Raw genomic sequence first — 17,723 nt, 5'->3', positions numbered from 1 at the left:
GGCTTATCCTCCCGCCCAGACGTCCAGCACATAGCGGTTCTTCGCACCCATCTCCTCGATCCAGCGGGCGCTGGCGGCGGCATCGCTGCCGCTCTTCTCGCCATGGATCGCAACCAGTGCGGCCTTCACGTCGGGCTCCATTTTCCCGCCATCGCCGCAGACATAGATGATGGCGCCCCGCTCGATCAGCGGCCACACCCTGTCCTTCTGCGCGGCGAGCACATGCTGCACATAGGTCTTCGGTCCGTCCGCGCGCGAGAACGCCGTGAACAGCTCGGCGATGCCGGCGCCGGCCAGCGCCTTCAGCTCGTCCGCGTAGAGAAAATCCTGGTCGGGATGGCGACAGCCGAAGAACAGCATGGCCGGACCGAGCGTGGTCCCCTTCGCCTTGCGCGCCGCGCGCTCCTGAAGGAAGCCGCGGAACGGCGCAAGTCCCGTGCCCGGGCCGATCATGATGATCGGCACGGACGAATCATCCGGCAGCCGGAAGCCCGCCTTGGTCTCGCGCACGGTGGCATAGATCGTATCGCCCGCGCGGCGATTGGCGAGGTAGTTCGAGCAGATGCCCTTGTAGACACCGCGGCCGGAGGCGGCCGGACCTTCGACCACGCCGACCGTGACGCTGCAGCGCGCCGGGTCGGCCGACGGCGAGGACGAGATCGAGTAATAGCGCGGCGCCAGCAGAGAGAGCATCTCCAGATAAGCGTGGAACGGCAATTCGCAGGCGGGATATTCCAGCAGCAGGTCGAACACCGATTTGCGCTTGGACAGGATCTCGGTGCGGTAACGCTCAAGCGTTTCTGGCTCCTCGCCGACGAAGCCGAGCAGCTTCGGCTTCGTGACGGGGCAACGGGTGTGATCGGCCATGATCTGGATCTGCTTGCGGGTCGCGACCTGCTGCAACTCGACGAACTCGCTGAGCAGGCGGCCGACCGACACGGCGTCCCCCACGGGCAATTGCGCACGCCGACCTTCGGCGACCTGGAGCCGGATCTGGTCGGCCGGCAGGAAGCCGAAGCGGCGAGCGACCGAATCCACCAGCGTCGGATCGTTGCGCGGGACGACGCTTAAGTGATCGCCGACGCGATAGCTGACATTGGCCGGCAGTTGAACCTCGATATGACGTGTCGAGCGCTCCGACGGATTGGGCCCGCTCTTGTTCTGAAGCTCGTCGTTGACAAGCACCTTCATCGCGACCGCGCCGCCCTGGGCGACGATGGTGTTGACGGCAGTGACCGCGACAGGCTCGATCGCGTAGAGCGGATCGTCCTCGGCCGTGCGGGTGAAATTCCAGTCGATGCCGAACTCCTTGGTCGCGACCTGGGCCGCCGCCGGGAACCATTTCTGGAACTGGCCGTCGAGATCGCTGCGCGCATCGCCCTCGCCGCGCGGATAGACCGCCCGGGCGCCATGCTTCGACAATTGCTCGTCAATGAAGCGCGGCACCGACTGATAGGTCGCGGCCCAATCGCTGTTGCCGCAGCCAAACACGGCGTACCGCACCCCGGCAAAGGCGTCCTTGGGCAAATCGTCGCCGAGCCATCTGACGAACTGCGTCGCATTGTCAGGCGGCGCGCCGTTGTAGGAGGCACAGATGATGAGCACGCCGCCCTGCTGCGGCAGCTTGCCGACGTATTCGTCGAGCGGGCCGAGATGCACGGCAAAGCCGTTGATCTCGGCAAGGTCCGCCATGCGCGTCGCGAGCTCCTCGGCGGTGCCGAGATTGGAGCCGTAGAGCACCAGCATCGGCGTGTTGTGGCCGGGCCGCGTGGTGGGCTGGCGCTGCGCCTTCGGCGCAGCAGCCGCCGCGACAGGCCCGCCATAGGCGCCGCGCTCGCGATCGGCGCGCGGACGCACCTTGATCTTGAAGCCCTCCGGCTTCATCGTCAGCGTTTCCTTCAGGTGCATCTGGTAGCGCTGGTGGTCGATCAGCTTGAAGCGCTGCAGGATCATGCCGAGCGCAAGCGCCGCCTCGTGCATGGCAAAGCCGCGGCCGATGCAGGCGCGCTGGCCGTTGCCGAACGGCTTCCAGGCGTTGACCGGCCGCTTGGCTTCCGCATCGCGGCTGAAATTCTCGGGATCGAAGGCGTCGGGGTTGGGCCCCCACACGCTGGGATCACGATGCAGCGCCGTCACCAGGATGGTGATGAAGGTGCCCTTCCTGAGCTTGTACCTGCCACCGCCGATGGTCTCGTCGGCGAGCGGCGAGATGCCGTAGGCCGGCGCCGGCGGCCACAGCCGCAGCGCCTCTTTCAAGATCTGCGTGATGTAGGTGAGCTGCGTCACCTGCTGGTAGGTCGGCTTCGCATTGAGGTCGGGGCCGAAGACGCGATCCACCTCGTCATAGGCCTTCTTGAGAATCTCGGGGTGCTTGAGCAGCGCATAGAGCGTGTAGGACAAAAGACCACTGGTGGTCTCGTGGCCCGCGATCAGGAACGTGTTGATCTGATAGCGGATGTTGACGTCGTCGAGCTGCTCGCCGGTGGAGCGGTCGACGCCGGTCATCATGGCCGCGAGCATGTCCTTCTTGTCGTCGATCCCCTCCGCGCTCTTGCGGCGCTCGGCGATGATCTCGTCGACCATCTTGTTCATGAAGGCGACGTCTTCGGCCAGCGTCTTGCGCCGCTTCTGCATCCAGAGCTGCTCGAACGGCAGGCCGCGCGTCATCATGATGGTTTCGAGCGAGCGCACGAGCGACTCGACGAAGGGATGGTAGTCCCGCCGGTAGAACGAATTGAAGCGATAGTCGAAGCCGCACAGGCCGATCGTGTCCAGCGTCAGCGCGGTCATGTCATGGACGACGTCGATCTCGTCATCGGCGTTGAGGCGCTCCCATTTCTGGACGAGCTGCTCGGCGATGTCGACCATGCTCGGATGGTAGGACTGCATGGCGCGGTTGCCGAACGGCTGCAGCAGGATGTTGTGCGCCTTGCTCCAGTTCGGCTCACGGGTGTCGGCCGTGAATAGGCCGTCGCCGCCGACCGCACGCACGCGCCTGAGCGCGCCGCGCACCGTCTTGTCGAAGCGCTTCTCGTCGGAGAGCTCGTCCACGAGATCGTGGCCGGAAACGACGACGATCGGCGAGCCCATCATGTCGAGCCAGAAGATCGGACCGAGCTCCTTGGCGAGTCGCGTCAAATGCTGCACGGGAGCAGCCGAGTCCAGCGACAGCATGTTGCCGACCACCGGCTTGGTCGGCGGCTGCGGGATCGGGTCCAGCCGGTTCTTGGATGACGACATTAAATGCGCTTCCCCTGCATCGATCAGTCACCTCGTCATTGCGAGGAGCCCTTGCGACGAAGCAATCCAGAGTGCCTCCGCGGACAGATTCCTGGATTGCTTCGCTCCGCTCGCAATGACGAGCTAGCCAAACCGCCTCCTACGCCATTCGATCAGCTTGGCGCTGACCTCTTCCGGCTTCTCCTGCTGCGTCCAATGGCCGCTGTCCTTCACCAGATACTTCTCGAGATCCGGAATCAGCTTCTCCATGCCGTCAGCGGAGGATGGCGGCAATACCGCGTCATTCTCGGCCATGATCATCAGCGACGGCACGCGGACCGTATGATCAAGCCCCTCGGCACGCGCCCAGTTGCGCGACATGTTGCGGTACCAGTTGATGCCGCCAGTGAAGCCGGTTCTGGTGAAGGCGTCGACGAAGACTTTCTTCTCTTCCGGAGACAGGATCGGCGTACGCGGATCGTGCTTCGCGTCATAGCCGGCAATCATCTGCGGAAATGCCAGATTGAGCCGCGGCGAAGCGCCGACACCGGCAACCACCTCCTCCGGCGGCGCGTCGGCCGGGCGCGGCACCGGCCTACGCATGAACGCATCGAAGGTCTGTTCGACACGGCTGCCGAAAATCCTGTCCGGCTCGCGCGCCGGATCCTGGAACTGCACGATGTACATCTTGTCGCCGAAGCGTGCGCGCAACAGCTCGATCGGATCGGCCCAGGCGCGATTGGTGTGGGGCGTGTTGATGCCGACCACGCCAGCGACCCGGTCGATGTGCCGCAACGGCATCTGCCAAACGATGAAGCCGCCCCAGTCGTGGCCGACGAAAATCGCCTTGTCGATCTGCAGATGATCGAGCAGTCCGACGAGATCGCCGGTCAGATGCTCGATGTCGTAGGCCTCGACCGGCTCCGGCCGTTCGGTCGCGCCATAGCCGCGCTGGTCGGGCGCGATCACGCGGATGCCGGCCTCGCTCAGCGCCTTGATCTGGTGGCGCCAGGAGAAGGCGAGTTCGGGCCAGCCGTGGCACAGCACGACCGGCGGCTTGTCGTCGGCCGGGCCAGCCTCGTAATAGCCCATGCGGATTCCGTTCGTCGTCGCGAACTTGAGCGGCGGCATGTCAATCATGGCGAACTTCCTACTCGGCAGCACCCTTGACGTCGGCTGCCGGCGGCGCATAGGCCGCCTCCAGCGCAGCGAACTCCTCGGGCAGCATGTCGCACATCACCTGCACATGCGGAATGATGTTGGCGCCAACGATGAAGCCGAAGTCGAGCTGGTCGCGATAGCTCTGCACGGTGATGTTGAGCGCCTGCCCGTGCGTCGAGATCGACACCGGGAAGATGTGCAAGAGCTCGGCACCGGCGGCGTAGAGCGTCTGCCGCGGCCCCGGCACGTTGGACACGGTGATGTTGGCGGCCGGCGGCAGCACGTCGGAGAGATTCGAGCGGCTGTAGAGCAGCGCCAGGATCTGCACCATGATCGGCGCGCCCAGCATCGAGATATTGGAGACCTGCGGCATCAAGGCGCGCAGCGGATGCGACATCTCCTTGGACTTGGTCGATTGCGCGATGATGGCTTCCAGCCGCGCCTTGGGATCGTCGATGTTGGTCGCGATCGCGCAGATCATGCCGAACACCTGGTTGTTGGCCTCGGTGTTGCCCTCCTCGCGAAGCGAAATCGGCACGGCGGCGGTCAGGGATTTCGCCGGCAGAGTGCCATATTGCTGGAGATAGCGGCGGACCACGCCGGAGGCGAGCGCCAACACGACGTCGTTGAGCTTGCCGCCGGCCTGCTTGGCCAGCGCCTTGGCCCGCGACAGCGAGATCGACACGCCGGCAAAGCTTCGTTCCGACGAGATCGTCTTGTTGAGCATGGTCGGCGGCGACACCATGCTGGCAAGGCTCTCGCGCGATTTTGGATCGGAGACCTTGCCGAGCACCTCGGAGACGCTCTTGACCATGGTCGGGATATTGCCGGCAAAGCGCACCGCGCTCTCGATCTGGTACATCGCGTTGTCGAACAGGATCGAGCCGATGTCGCTCTTGCCGGTGCGCGGCAGCTGCAGGTTCTTCGCCGCTTGCGAAGCATCGAGCGGCTGGCTGAACAGCTGCTGATAGGAATCGAGCAGATTCGCGGCGATGTCGCGCGGCTCCTGTCCGGGCCTGGTGCCGCCGGTCGGCGGCTCGACCTTCCGCGGGATCGGCGAGATGTCGTAGATCATGCTGGTCAGCGCCGCACCGGCGCCGCCGTCGATCGCGGCATGGTGCATCTTGGAATAGAGCCCGACCTCGTTGTCCTTCATGCCCTCGAACACGTAGAACTCCCAGAGCGGGCGGGCGCGGTTGAGCAGCTTGGCGTGCATCCAGCCGACGATGCGTTCCAGCGTGGCGCGGTCGCGCGGCTGCGGCAGGCTGGCGCGGAAGATGTGACGGTCGATGTCGAACTGGTCGTCCTCGACCCAGGAGGGATGGTCGATGTCGAGCGGCGCCTTCTCCAGCCGCGCCTTCAGGATCGGCGCGATGTGCAGGCGCGAGACGATCATCGCCTTGAAGTCTTCGAAGAAGTCGCCCTTGTAGTCGTCGGGCAGGCGAAAGATCGCCATGCTCCCGACATGCATCGGCATTTCCGGCGTTTCCAGATAGAGAAACGACGCATCCAGCGACGACAGCTTCTTACCGTCAGCCATAGTTCCCTCCCGAATATTCGACGGGCGCCTTGGCGGCGCTTCTCGTCAGGCCGATACTGCCCGCTCCGGCGGGGCATATGCAATGGCAAAGGGCCCCGCCCGGTCGAATGGCCAGAACTCCCCCTCCGGTTGCGCCAGGCGGTCCGCCACGGCCCACAGCACCGCGGGGTTCACGCCGAGCCCGATATGGCTCGCCAGGTGCACCTCGATATTCTCGGCACGGTCGGAGGGACGCAGCAGGCAGGTCCGCCAATTCACGACACCGTCGGCACGCGAATAGATCGACGTGGCAGGCACCGGCAGTTCGCCAGCGATCGCTTCGCGCGCCTCCGCGTAATCTTCGACCCGCTCGCCGGACAGCGCCTCGTAGAGCCGCGTGGCATTGGTCGCGCGAACGTCATTGGCAAAGGGGCTGCCGAGCATAACGACGTAGCGGACCTTCTCGGGCGCCCAAAGCGCGAGATCGCGGGCATAGACGCCGCCGAGGCTCCATCCGATCAGGCTGACCCTTCGCCCGCTCGCCGCGTGGATTTCGGCGAGACGCCTGCGCAAAGCCTCCCGCATCCGCTCCAGCCCGCCGAGATTGCGGCCCATCCGCCAGGCATGTGCCTCGTAGCCAAGCTCGCTGAGATAGCGCCGCATCGGCGCCATCGAAAGATCGCTGGCGAGAAAGCCAGGCAGCGCCAGCACCGGATGGCCGTCGCCTCCGGGCGCACGCATCAGGAGCGGGGAGAGCAAAAGGCTCGCATTGAGCTCGAACAGTCCGCGGGCTTCAGCCAGCAGCAGGCCGAGACCCGGCGGACGAAGCCGGCCCGGATCCTGCGCCCCGTCCCGCCCGGACTGCACTACTTCTTCTTGTCGCTGCTGCGGGGGCTGCCGAGACCTGCCATGGTGACGAACATGTCCTGAAATCGCTCGGCGATCTTGGGATCGAAGGTGAACCAGCTCTGGATCAGCGATTCCGGCGAGACCTTCTCGATATTGCTGAGGACCTGCTGCTGCAGCTTGTCCATCACCGCCGTCTGCATCGGCGCCACGTCGGGCAATCCGAAGAACTGGCGGGCCTCGAGGGGGGTGCAGTCGATTTCGATGTTAACCTTCATGTCCCCTCCGGTGAGATTCGAGCGGCCTGCCGGAGTATCACCGCGACACGGTGTGCAACGCAAGCGACCTGAGGGGAAGCTGCTCGGACCGGCTTCGGCAATCGGCGGGTATGGTCAATCAAATCGCCCGGCCGCGGCCGCAGTGGACGGCTGAAACGCCGGCGGGCCGACAAGGCCAATCTCCCCTGCTTCCTGAGATTCCACAGGTCGAAAGTCGAATGTCGTTTGCGCGCCGGCCTCCCCTAAATTGCCGGGCAGCATTGCTGCACAGCGGTGCAACTTGGCGCGTTCCTTGCTGGAATGGCGCTTGCACGGGTCGTGAACTCTGGGCAACATGGATCAGTCAGCCCCGCCGAACAATCAAAAATGACGGTCGGGGCGAGTGAAGAGGGTCAAGAATGTCAGTCGGACGAAGTCTATATGCGGCGACGCTCGCCGGTGTGCTTGCGCTGGCCGTTTCGCCGGCATCGAGCCAGACGCTGCGCTATGCCAACCAGGGTGAGCTCAAGTCGCTCGATCCCTACACGCTGAACGAGTCGACCACCAGTGCGCATCTCGGTCATGTCTATGAGGGTCTGGTCGCCCGCGGCAAGGACCTGAAGATCATCCCGGCGCTCGCCGAAAGCTGGGAGATCCCGGAGCCGACGCGCTGGCGCTTTCACCTGCGCAAGGGCGTGAAATTCCACAATGGCGACCCCTTCACCGCTGATGACGTGGTGTTCTCGGCTGAGCGCGTGCGAGCAAAAGGTTCAAACTTCCTCAGCCGCGTCCCGGCCGATGCCAAGGTCGTCAAGATCGACGATTACACTGTCGATTTCATCCTGACCTCGCCCAATCCGATCCTGACGGCGCTGTGGGCGACATGGTACATCATGGACAAGAAATGGGCAGAGGCGAATGATGCGGTGGCACCGACGCCCGCAGCTGCGACGACCCCGAGCTATGCCTCGCTTCATGAAAACGGCACCGGCCCCTTCGTCATCGAGAGCCATCAGCCGGGCGTGAAAACCGTCTTCAAGCCCAATCCGGACTGGTGGCGCAAGCCGGAGCATAATCTGAAGGAGATAATCTTCACGCCGATCGCAAACCCGGCCACGCGCGTCGCAGCCCTGTTGTCGGGCGAGGTCGACGTGATCGAACCGGTTCCGGTCCAGGACATCGAGCGCGTCAAAGCAAGCCCCAACGCCACGGTGCTGACGGGACCCGAGCTCCGTACCCTCTTCGTCGGCATGGATCAGGCGCGCGACGAACTGCTGTACTCCAACGTCAAGGGCAAGAACCCGTTCAAGGACGTTCGGGTCCGCGAAGCCGTCTACCGGGCGATTGACGTCGACCTGATCAAGAATCGCGTCATGCGCGGATTGTCCACGCCGTCCGCATTGATGGTCGCACCAGAGATCTTTCCCTCGAAAGACTTCGCCCGGCCGAAGTTCGATGCCGACGCTGCCAAGAAGCTTCTGGCGGACGCCGGCTATGCTGATGGTTTCGAGGTGACGATGGATTGCCCGAACGATCGCTACGTCAATGACGCCGCGATCTGCCAGGCGATCGTCGGCATGCTCGCCCGCATCAACATCAAGGTGGATCTGCTGGCGCAGCCCAAGGCCCAGTATTTCGCCAAGGTGCTCAAGCCCGGCGGCTACAAAACCTCGCTGTTCATGCTGGGCTGGACCCCGGACACGCTCGATTCCCAGAACGTGCTGCACGACATCATGGGCTGCCGGGATGACCCGAAGGATCCCAACCGCGGTGAGGCAAATCTCGCAGGCTATTGCAACAAGCAGTTCGACAAGCTCGCCGACAAGGTTCTCGTGGAATCCGATGCGACCAAGCGCGATCAACTGATCAAGCAGGCTTTCGAGATCTCGATGAAGGACTGGGCCTATGTCCCGCTGCACCAGCAGGCGCTCGCCTGGGGCGTGTCGAAGAAGGTGAAGCTGACCCAAGGTGCGGACAACATGGTCAGGCTCTACTGGGCGACCAAGCAGGAAGAGTGAGTGTCGACAAGTTGTGAAGTCCCGGAAGCCATAGCTTTCAAGATCTGGCTTCCGGGACTTGTTATTTCGAGCTAACGCAATGATGCGTGCTGCTGAAGAGATGTGAAAGGAACAGATGCTCGCTTTCACACTACGCCGGGCAATCCAGGCCATCGGCGTCATGATCGCCGTCGGAATCATCGCGTTCTCGATGTTTCGCTTCGCCGGCGATCCCGTGAACCAGATGGTCGGAATGGATACTTCCGGCGCCGAACGCGCCGCGATCCGCAAATCGCTCGGCCTCGACGATCCCGTGCTCGTACAGTTCGGCCGCTATATCGGCAACGCCGCACAATTCAAGTTCGGGGTGTCCTACCAGTTCCGCCTGCCCGTCACCAATCTGCTGATTGAGCGGATGCCGGCGACGCTCGAGCTGGCCATCGTTGCTACGATCTTCGCGATGCTCAGTGGCATCCTGATGGGCGTCTATTCCGCGCTGCGCCGCGACAGCTGGCTCGCGCATGTCTTCCAGGCCGTCTCGCTGATCGGCATCTCTCTGCCGACCTTCCTGATCGGCGTCCTCATGATCTACCTGTTCTCGGTGACGCTCGGCTGGCTGCCCTCGTTCGGACGGGGTGACGTCGTGCAAATCGGCTGGTGGACCACGGGCCTGCTGACGCTATCAGGATTGAAGGCGTTGATCATGCCTTCGATCACGCTCGGACTGTTCCAGATGACGCTGATCATGCGCCTCGTCCGCGCCGAGATGCTGGAAGTGCTGCGAACCGACTACATCCGCTTCGCCCGCGCCCGTGGTCTGACGACACGCGCGATCCATTTCGGCCATGCGCTGCGCAACACGCTGGTTCCCGTGATCACGGTGGCCGGCCTGCAGTTTGGCTCGGTCATTGCTTTCGCGATCATCACCGAGACCGTCTTCCAGTGGCCGGGCATGGGATTGCTGTTCGTGCAAGCTGTTCAGAATGTCGATATCCCGATCATGGCGGCCTATCTGATGATGGTGTCCCTGATCTTCGTCACCATCAACCTCGTCGTTGATATCCTCTACACCATCGTCGATCCGCGGCTGCGCTCGACGGTCAGCCGGGCACACTGACATGAGCGAAGCCGTCGTTCCCCACCCGACCGAGAAGCGCCCTGCGGCGCCGCCTGGCTGGTTCAGGCGCGCGCTCGACAGCGACCTGTTCTACTCGTTCCTCCGCTCCAAGATCACCATGATCGCGGCGGGGGTGACGCTGCTGTTCTTCCTGGTTGCGATCTTCGCTTCAGTACTGTCAGTGCAGAATCCGTTCGACCCGGCGCAGCTCCAGCTGATGAATTCGCGCATCTCGCCGCTCTGGACCGCCGACGGCCAGAGCCCGTTCCTGCTCGGCACCGACGAGCAGGGCCGCGACGTGCTGTCCGCAATCCTCTACGGTCTGCGCATCTCACTGCTCGTCGGCGTGCTCGGCGTGGTCTTGTCTGGCGCGATTGGCATCCTGCTCGGGTTGACGGCGGGCTATTTCGGCGGCGCGGTCGATGGATTGATCATGCGCATCGCTGACGTGCAGCTGTCCTTTCCGGCCATCCTGATCGCGCTTCTGATCAACGGCATCGCCAAATCGGTCTTCGGCAACAAGCTCGACGAGATGAGCATGCTGGCGGTCCTGGTCTTTGCGATCGGCCTGAGCTTTTGGGTACAGTATGCGCGCACGGTGCGTGGCTCGGTCCTGGTCGAGAAGAACAAGGATTATGTCGCAGCCGCGCAACTGATCGGCCTGCCCGCGCCTGTGATCATGCTGCGTCACGTGCTGCCGAACACCACGGGGCCGATCCTCGTGATCGCCACCATCAACCTTGCACTCGCCATCATCACCGAGGCGACGCTGTCGTTTCTCGGCTCGGGCATGCCGGAGACCATGCCGTCGCTCGGTACGCTGATCCGCATCGGCAACGGCTATCTGTTCGCGGGCGAATGGTGGATCGTCGCCTTCCCCGGAATCGCGCTCGCGGCGTTGATCCTGTCGATCAATCTGCTCGGCGACTGGCTGCGCGACGCGCTCAACCCCAAACTCCGATGAGTATGCAGCGTTCATGACCGAACCCGTTCTCTCCGTGCGTAATCTCCAGGTCGAGTTCGCCTCCCGCCGCGGCACGCTGCGCGCCATTGACGACGTCTCCTTCGACATCGCCAAGGGCGAGGTGCTGGGCGTGGTCGGCGAATCCGGCGCCGGCAAATCCGTCACCGGCCTCGCCGTGATCGGCCTGATCGATCCCCCCGGCCGCATCGCCGGCGGCGAGATTCATCTCGCGGGCCTGCGTGTCGACAATCTGCCGGCGGAGGAGATGCGCCGCGTCAGGGGCAAGCGCATCGGGATGATCTTTCAGGATCCCCTCACCTCGCTCAATCCTCTGTACAAGGTCGGCGACCAGATCGTGGAGACGATCCGGACCCACCTTAGTCTCTCCGAATCCGCCGCGCGCCGCCGCGCCATCGACCTGCTCGCCGAGGTCGGCATTCCCGCGCCGGAAAAGCGCATCGACGGCTATCCCCACGAATTCTCCGGCGGCATGCGCCAGCGCGTGGTGATTGCGCTCGCGATCTGTGCCGAGCCCGAGCTGATCATCGCGGACGAGCCGACCACCGCGCTCGACGTCTCCGTGCAGGCCCAGATCATCTCGCTGATCAAGCGGCTCGGCCGCGATCACGGCACCGCGGTAATGCTGGTGACCCACGACATGGGCGTGATCGCCGAGACCTCGGACCGCGTCGCGGTGATGTATGCCGGCCGCGTCGCCGAGATCGGGCCGGTGCAGGACGTCGTGAAGAACCCGCTTCACCCTTACGCCAAGGGCCTGATGGGCGCGATCCCGACGCTCGCCGGCGAGGACAAGCGCCTGGTGCAGATCCCGGGCTCGATGCCGCGCCTGTCGGCGATCCCGCGCGGCTGCTCGTTCAATCCGCGCTGTGCCTTCGCTTTCGATCGTTGCCGCGTCGAGCGGCCGGAGCCGCTGCCGCGCGGCACGCAATCGGTCGCCTGCCATCTCTACGATACCGTGCCGGCGGAGAGCGCGGCATGAGCACGTCTTTCGTCCAGGCCACAAATCTGCGCCGCGTGTTCGACGTCTCGAAACCCTGGCTCAACCGCGTGCTCGAAGGCGGCCATCTCGAATACCTCAAGGCCGTCGACGGCGTGACGTTCGACATCCGGAAGGGCGAGACCTTTGCGCTGGTCGGCGAGTCCGGCTCGGGCAAGACCACGGTGGCGCGCATGGTGGTCGGCCTGCTGCCGCCGAGCTCCGGCGACGTGCTGATCGACGGCGTCTCGATGGCCGATCCCAGGCAGGCCCTCGCGCGGCGCAAGCTGCGCCGCCGCATCCAGATGATCTTCCAGGACCCCTATGCGAGCCTGAACCCGCGCTTCCGTGTCGATGCCATCATCTCCGAGCCGATCCGCGCCTTCGACCTGATCCAGGGCGAGCGTGACATCCAGGCCCGTGTCGGCGAGCTGCTCAGCCTCGTCGGCCTGCATCCCGACGACCGGCTGAAATTTCCGCACGAATTCTCCGGCGGCCAGCGCCAGCGCATCGCGATCGCGCGCGCGCTCGCATCCGACGCCGAATTCATCGTCTGCGACGAGCCGACCTCGGCGCTCGACGTCTCCGTGCAGGCGCAGATCCTCAACCTGATGCGCGACCTTCAGGACAAGTTCGGCCTGACCTACATGTTCATCAGCCACAACCTCGCCGTGGTCCGCCACATGGCGAGCCGCGTCGGCGTGATGTATCTCGGCCGCATCGTCGAGATCGCGGAGGGACGCGAGCTTTTTTCCCGCCCGCGCATGCCTTACACCAAGATGCTGCTTGGGGCCGTGCCTGATCTTGCGATGAGCGGCCGCCAGCGCATTCCGGTCAAGGGCGAGATCCCGAACCCGATCAATCCGCCGCCCGGCTGCGCCTTCAATCCGCGCTGCCCGCTGGCGTTCGATCTCTGCCGTAAGGAGACGCCGGAACTGATCGACGGCGTCGCCTGCCACGCAATCAACACCGCGCCGGTCCCGGCGTGACGCGCGCGTGCCATGCAGCCTGCGCATTGGCGGCGCGGCATCGGCTGTGATCAATTGCGCGCGCCGGAAATAAGGTAGCGAAAGTCCCATGGGCAGCAATATCAATCCCGATCCGTTCACGACGAGGCCCGAGATCGAGGGCACGTTCGGGGTCGTCGCCACCACGCACTGGATCGCGACCGCCGTCGGCATGGGAATTCTGGAAAAGGGCGGCAACGCCTTCGATGCCGGCGTCGCGACCGCCTTCACGCTCCAGGTGGTCGAACCGCATCTGAACGGTCCCGGTGGCGATGTTCCTGTTATCGTGCACGACGTCAGGCGTGGCCGCACCGAGGTGATCTGCGGCCAGGGTCCTGCCCCGGCGCGCGCCACCATCGCGCATTACAAGAGCGAAGGCCTCGACATGGTGCCGGGCACCGGCCTGCTCGCCGCCTGCGTCCCCGGCACGTTCGAATCGTGGATGATGCTGCTGCGCGACTACGGCACGATGCGCGTGCGCGACGTGCTGGAGCCGGCGATCTCCTACGCCCGCGACGGCTATCCGCTGGTCGAGCGCGCCTGCGCCACGATCCAGACCGTCGAGCAACTGTTCCGCAAGCACTGGCCGACATCGGCTGCGGTCTACCTTCCGAACGGCGAGGTACCGAAGCCCGGCACGCTCTTCACCAACAAGACGCTGGCGGCGACCTACTCCCGGATCCTGAGCGAAGCGGAAAGCGGCGGCGGTGGCCGCGACGCCGAGATCGAGCGCGCGCGCAAGGCCTGGTCGCAAGGCTTCGTCGCCGAAGCGATCGACAAGTTCTGCCGCACGCAAGAGGTCATGGATGTCAGCGGCTCGCCGCATCGCGGCGTGCTCACAGCCGACGACATGGCACGCTGGCAACCGACGGTCGAGACGCCGCTGACCTACGACTACGGCCGCTATACCGTCTGCAAAGCCGGCGTCTGGAGCCAGGGCCCGGTGACGCTGCAGCAGCTCGCGCTGCTGAAGGGTTTTGCGCTCGACAGGCTCGACCCGACCGGGCCCGAGTTCATCCATCTCCAGATCGAGTGCGCAAAACTCGCCTTCGCCGACCGCGAAAAATTCTACGGCGATCCCAAATTCAGCGAGATCCCGATCGCGACGCTGCTGTCGGATGCCTATAACGACGAGCGCCGCAAGCTGGTCACCGAGAAGGCTTCGCTCGATCTCCGGCCCGGCGCCGTCGAGGGCTTCGGCGGCGTGGTCAAGCTGCGCCGCGCGGAGGGCCAACGCGAGGCCGTTGGCGCGCTCGGCGCCGGTGAACCAACCGTGGGGCGATTCGGCGAAGTGCGGGGCGACACCGTGCATTTCGACATCATCGACAAAGCTGGCAACATGGTGTCCTCGACGCCTTCAGGGGGCTGGCTGCAATCATCGCCTGTCATTCCCGAGTTGGGCTTCTGCCTCGGCAGCCGCGCGCAAATGTTCGATTTGGAGGAGAACCAACCGGGCTCGCTGGCGCCGGGCAAGCGGCCGCGCACGACGTTGTCGCCGACCATGGCATTGCGTGACGGCGAGCCGTACCTGGCCTGGGGTTCGCCCGGCGGCGATCAGCAGGACCAGTGGATCACGCAGTTCTTCCTGCGCCACGTCCACTGCAACCTCAATCTCCAGGAGGCGATCGACGCGCCGGCCTGGCACTCCGAGCATTTCCCGATCTCGTTCTGGCCGCGCACCGCGCGGCCCGGCGTGCTCGTGGTCGAGAACCGCGTGCCCAAGGCGACGATCGAGAATTTGCGCGAGCGCGGGCACATCGTCGAGGTCGGCCCCGACTGGTCGGAAGGACGCCTCACCGCGGCCTCGCGCGTCGGGGTCCGCCGCCGCGCCGCCGCCAATCCGCGCGGCATGCAGGGCTACGCCGCGGGACGCTGAAGGCAGCACATGACCTGGTCGATCATCGCGCGCGATCCTGCTACCGGCCAGTTCGGCATCGCGGTTGCGACGCGCTTCTTCGCCGTCGGCGCACGCGTGCCTTATATCGCCGCCGGCGTCGGCGCCATCGCGACGCAGGCCTTCGTCAATCCCTATTACGGCATCGACGGCGTCAAGCTGCTGCGCGAAGGTTTGAACGTCCACGACGTACTCGCGACCCTGCTCGCGACCGACGATGGCCGCGAGAGCCGCCAGCTCCACATCATGGATGCGAACGGCGAGATCGCGGCGCATACGGGGCGCGACTGCGTCGATTGGTGTGGCCACATCGCCGGCAGCGGTTTCTCCATCGCCGGCAACATGCTCGCCGGCGCCGACGTGCTCGACGAGACCGCGAAGGCCTATATCGCCAATGACAGCCTGCCCTTCCCGCGCCGCCTGCTCGCGGCGATGCGCGCGGGCGAGGCCGCCGGCGGCGACAAGCGCGGCAAGCAATCGGCCGCGCTCCTGATCCACGGCGAGGAGGAATGGCCGGCGCTGGATATCCGCGCCGACGACCATTCCGATCCGCTGGGCGAGCTCGAACGGCTCGAGCGCGTCAGCCAAGAGCTCTGGGTGCACTTCCGCCCCTCCATGCCGACGCGGCAGAATCCCGCCGGCAATACCGATCGCAGCGTCATCGACGCCAGCATCGCAGCCGCGCGCGCAAGGCAATCATGAGCGCGAGCCCCCTCATCGAGATCAAGGATCTGCGCATCCGCTTTCATGGCGACGATGGCCGCGTCACCCACGCCGTCGACGGCGTCGATCTCAGCGTCGCCAATGGCGCCACGCTCGGCCTCGTCGGCGAATCCGGCTGCGGCAAGAGCGTAACTTCGCTCGCGATCATGGGCCTGCTGCCGAAGCAGAGCGCCGAGATCAGTGGCGCGATCCGCTTCGACGGTTTTGACCTGCTGAAGACCCCCGACCAGACGTTGCGCGACCTGCGGGGCAATCGGCTCGCGATGATCTTCCAGGAGCCGATGACCTCGCTGAACCCGAGCTTTACCATCGGCGACCAGATCATCGAGACTATCCTGCGTCACCGCGGCGGCTCGCGGAAGAGCGCGCGTGACCGCGCGATCGAGCTGCTGCGCCGCGTCCACATCCCTTCGCCCGAGCGGCGCATCGACGAATATCCGCACAAGCTCTCCGGCGGCATGCGCCAGCGCGTGATGATCGCGATGGCGCTCGCCTGCGATCCGCGGCTCCTGATCGCAGACGAGCCGACCACGGCGCTCGACGTTACCCTGCAGGCCCAGATCCTGGAGCTGATGCGGGAGCTGAAGGCGGCAAGCGGCGCCGCGATCATCCTGATCACCCACGATCTCGGCGTCGTCGCCGAAGTCTGCGACGAGGTCGCGGTGATGTATGCCGGCGAGATCGTCGAACGCGCGCCTGTAGATGAATTGTTTTCCGCGCCGCAGCACCCTTACACGGTGGGCCTGCTCGGCTCAATCCCGCGGCTCGACCACCGCGCCGAGCAGCTCGCGACAATCGAAGGCATGGTCCCGAACATGGCGCAGCCGCCCGCCGGTTGCCGCTTCGCCGCGCGTTGTCCCTTCGTGCTGGACGCCTGCACCAAGGCGCCGCCGCCGCTGGTGGAGGTCAGCTCGGGCCACCTCTCGCGCTGCGTCCGCGCGCCGCTCGAACTATTGGTGTCATGATGGCGCTGCTCGAAGTCAACGGCCTGGTCAAGCATTTCGTCGCCGAGCGTTCGCTGTTCGGCCGGGCGCTGGCGCATGTGAAAGCGGTCGATGGGGTGTCCTTCTCGCTGGACGCCGGCAAGACGCTGGCGCTCGTCGGCGAATCCGGTTGCGGCAAGTCCACCGTCAGCCGCCTGGTGCTCCGGCTGATCGAGCCGGATGCCGGCACGGTGCGCTTCGACGGGCGCGATCTGCTCTCGCTCGATGCCGGCGCGCTCCGAACATTCCGCCGCGAGGCGCAGATCATCTTCCAGGACCCCTACGCCTCGCTCAATCCGCGCATGACGGTGGGACAGATCCTGACCGAGCCGCTGGCGCTGCACGATCTCGTTCCGGCGGCGAGGCGACCCGAGCGCGTCGCCGAGCTGCTGCGGCTGGTCGGGCTGGAGCCACGGCTCGCGCGACGCTATCCGCACGAGTTCTCCGGCGGCCAGCGCCAGCGCATCGCCATTGCCCGCGCGCTCGCGGTCGAACCGAAGCTGATCATCTGCGACGAGCCGGTCTCGGCGCTCGACGTCTCGATCCGCTCGCAGATCCTGAACCTGCTGCGCGAGCTGCAGGACCGGCTTGGCCTCGCCTACATTTTCGTCTCGCACGATCTCGCCGTGGTCAAGCACATCGCCGACCACGTCGCGGTGATGAATCTCGGCCAGATCGTCGAGACCGCGGAGGCCGACGCGCTGTTCGCCGCGCCCCGTCACCCCTATAGCCGTGCGCTGCTGTCCGCGATCCCGGTGCCTAAACCGCGGGCAAAGAGCAGCCGGATTGTGCTGCAGGGGGAGATCCCCAGCGCGCTCAATCCGCCGCCAGGGTGCCGCTTCCACACCCGCTGCCCCTATGTGGTGGACCGCTGCCGCAGCGAAATGCCTCATCTCGCGGCGGATGGCATCGGACATGCAACGGCCTGCCACCGAACGTCGGAACTGCCGTCCTCGGCGGCGATCGTTCCCATGGACGGCGGCTTCTCGCCGGTCCTGGAAAAATTGGTCGCAGCCTTCAGCGGCGGGCCGGAAGCAGC

The 17,723-nt window shown here is 65.2% G+C and carries 14 protein-coding genes; 9 read left to right on the top strand and 5 right to left on the bottom strand.

Annotated elements, in window-relative coordinates:
* Positions 1–3: 3 nt before the first annotated feature.
* The 5 genes from A5906_RS17460 to A5906_RS17440 form a co-directional block, all read right to left on the bottom strand.
* Complete coding sequence (locus A5906_RS17460) at positions 4–3,240, bottom strand: bifunctional cytochrome P450/NADPH--P450 reductase (RefSeq protein ID WP_080136628.1); 3,237 nt, start codon at positions 3,238–3,240, stop codon at positions 4–6.
* A gap of 123 nt (positions 3,241–3,363) precedes the next feature.
* Entirely contained in the window at positions 3,364–4,359 is a 996-nt protein-coding gene (locus A5906_RS17455) for an alpha/beta fold hydrolase (protein ID WP_080136627.1), read from the bottom strand.
* Between the two features lie 10 nt (positions 4,360–4,369).
* Positions 4,370–5,920, bottom strand: coding sequence for a WS/DGAT/MGAT family O-acyltransferase (locus A5906_RS17450; protein WP_080136626.1), 1,551 nt, complete (start codon positions 5,918–5,920; stop codon positions 4,370–4,372).
* A 45-nt stretch (positions 5,921–5,965) separates the two neighbouring features.
* Positions 5,966–6,766, bottom strand: a complete 801-nt coding sequence (locus A5906_RS17445) for an esterase/lipase family protein (RefSeq protein WP_080136625.1) — start codon at positions 6,764–6,766, stop codon at positions 5,966–5,968.
* Complete coding sequence (locus A5906_RS17440) at positions 6,766–7,023, bottom strand: DUF6489 family protein (protein ID WP_018648137.1); 258 nt, start codon at positions 7,021–7,023, stop codon at positions 6,766–6,768. The genes A5906_RS17445 and A5906_RS17440 overlap by 1 nt, the downstream gene beginning before the upstream one ends.
* A gap of 398 nt (positions 7,024–7,421) precedes the next feature.
* Here A5906_RS17440 and A5906_RS17435 point away from each other — a divergent pair, with 398 nt between their 5' ends.
* The 9 genes from A5906_RS17435 to A5906_RS17395 form a co-directional block, all read left to right on the top strand.
* Positions 7,422–9,020, top strand: coding sequence for an ABC transporter substrate-binding protein (locus A5906_RS17435; protein ID WP_080136624.1), 1,599 nt, complete (start codon positions 7,422–7,424; stop codon positions 9,018–9,020).
* 115 nt (positions 9,021–9,135) lie between these two features.
* A complete protein-coding gene (locus tag A5906_RS17430) occupies positions 9,136–10,116 on the top strand; it encodes an ABC transporter permease (RefSeq protein ID WP_080136623.1) in 981 nt (326 codons plus the stop codon).
* Position 10,117: 1 nt separating this feature from the next.
* Entirely contained in the window at positions 10,118–11,080 is a 963-nt protein-coding gene (locus tag A5906_RS17425; RefSeq protein WP_080136622.1) for an ABC transporter permease, read from the top strand.
* 13 nt (positions 11,081–11,093) lie between these two features.
* Positions 11,094–12,080: an ABC transporter ATP-binding protein gene (locus A5906_RS17420; protein WP_080136621.1), complete on the top strand. Its 987-nt coding sequence runs from the start codon at positions 11,094–11,096 to the stop codon at positions 12,078–12,080.
* Positions 12,077–13,066, top strand: a complete 990-nt coding sequence (locus tag A5906_RS17415) for an ABC transporter ATP-binding protein (RefSeq protein WP_080136620.1) — start codon at positions 12,077–12,079, stop codon at positions 13,064–13,066. The genes A5906_RS17420 and A5906_RS17415 overlap by 4 nt, the downstream gene beginning before the upstream one ends.
* Before the next feature lie 88 nt (positions 13,067–13,154).
* On the top strand, positions 13,155–14,960 hold the full coding sequence (locus tag A5906_RS17410; protein WP_080136619.1) for a gamma-glutamyltransferase family protein: 1,806 nt from the start codon (positions 13,155–13,157) through the stop codon (positions 14,958–14,960).
* Between the two features lie 9 nt (positions 14,961–14,969).
* Positions 14,970–15,680, top strand: a complete 711-nt coding sequence (locus A5906_RS17405; protein ID WP_080136618.1) for a DUF1028 domain-containing protein — start codon at positions 14,970–14,972, stop codon at positions 15,678–15,680.
* Positions 15,677–16,666, top strand: coding sequence for an ABC transporter ATP-binding protein (locus tag A5906_RS17400; RefSeq protein ID WP_080136617.1), 990 nt, complete (start codon positions 15,677–15,679; stop codon positions 16,664–16,666). The genes A5906_RS17405 and A5906_RS17400 overlap by 4 nt, the downstream gene beginning before the upstream one ends.
* Positions 16,663–17,723, top strand: a 1,061-nt coding sequence (locus A5906_RS17395) for an ABC transporter ATP-binding protein (protein WP_080136865.1), incomplete at its 3' end; no start/stop codon positions are given. The genes A5906_RS17400 and A5906_RS17395, both read left to right, overlap by 4 nt.

It is taken from the genome of Bradyrhizobium sacchari (assembly GCF_002068095.1).
GTDB classification, from domain to species: Bacteria; Pseudomonadota; Alphaproteobacteria; order Rhizobiales; family Xanthobacteraceae; genus Bradyrhizobium; species Bradyrhizobium sacchari.
Note: the sequence above shows the minus strand (reverse complement) of the source record. Positions and strands in the feature narration are given on the sequence as shown.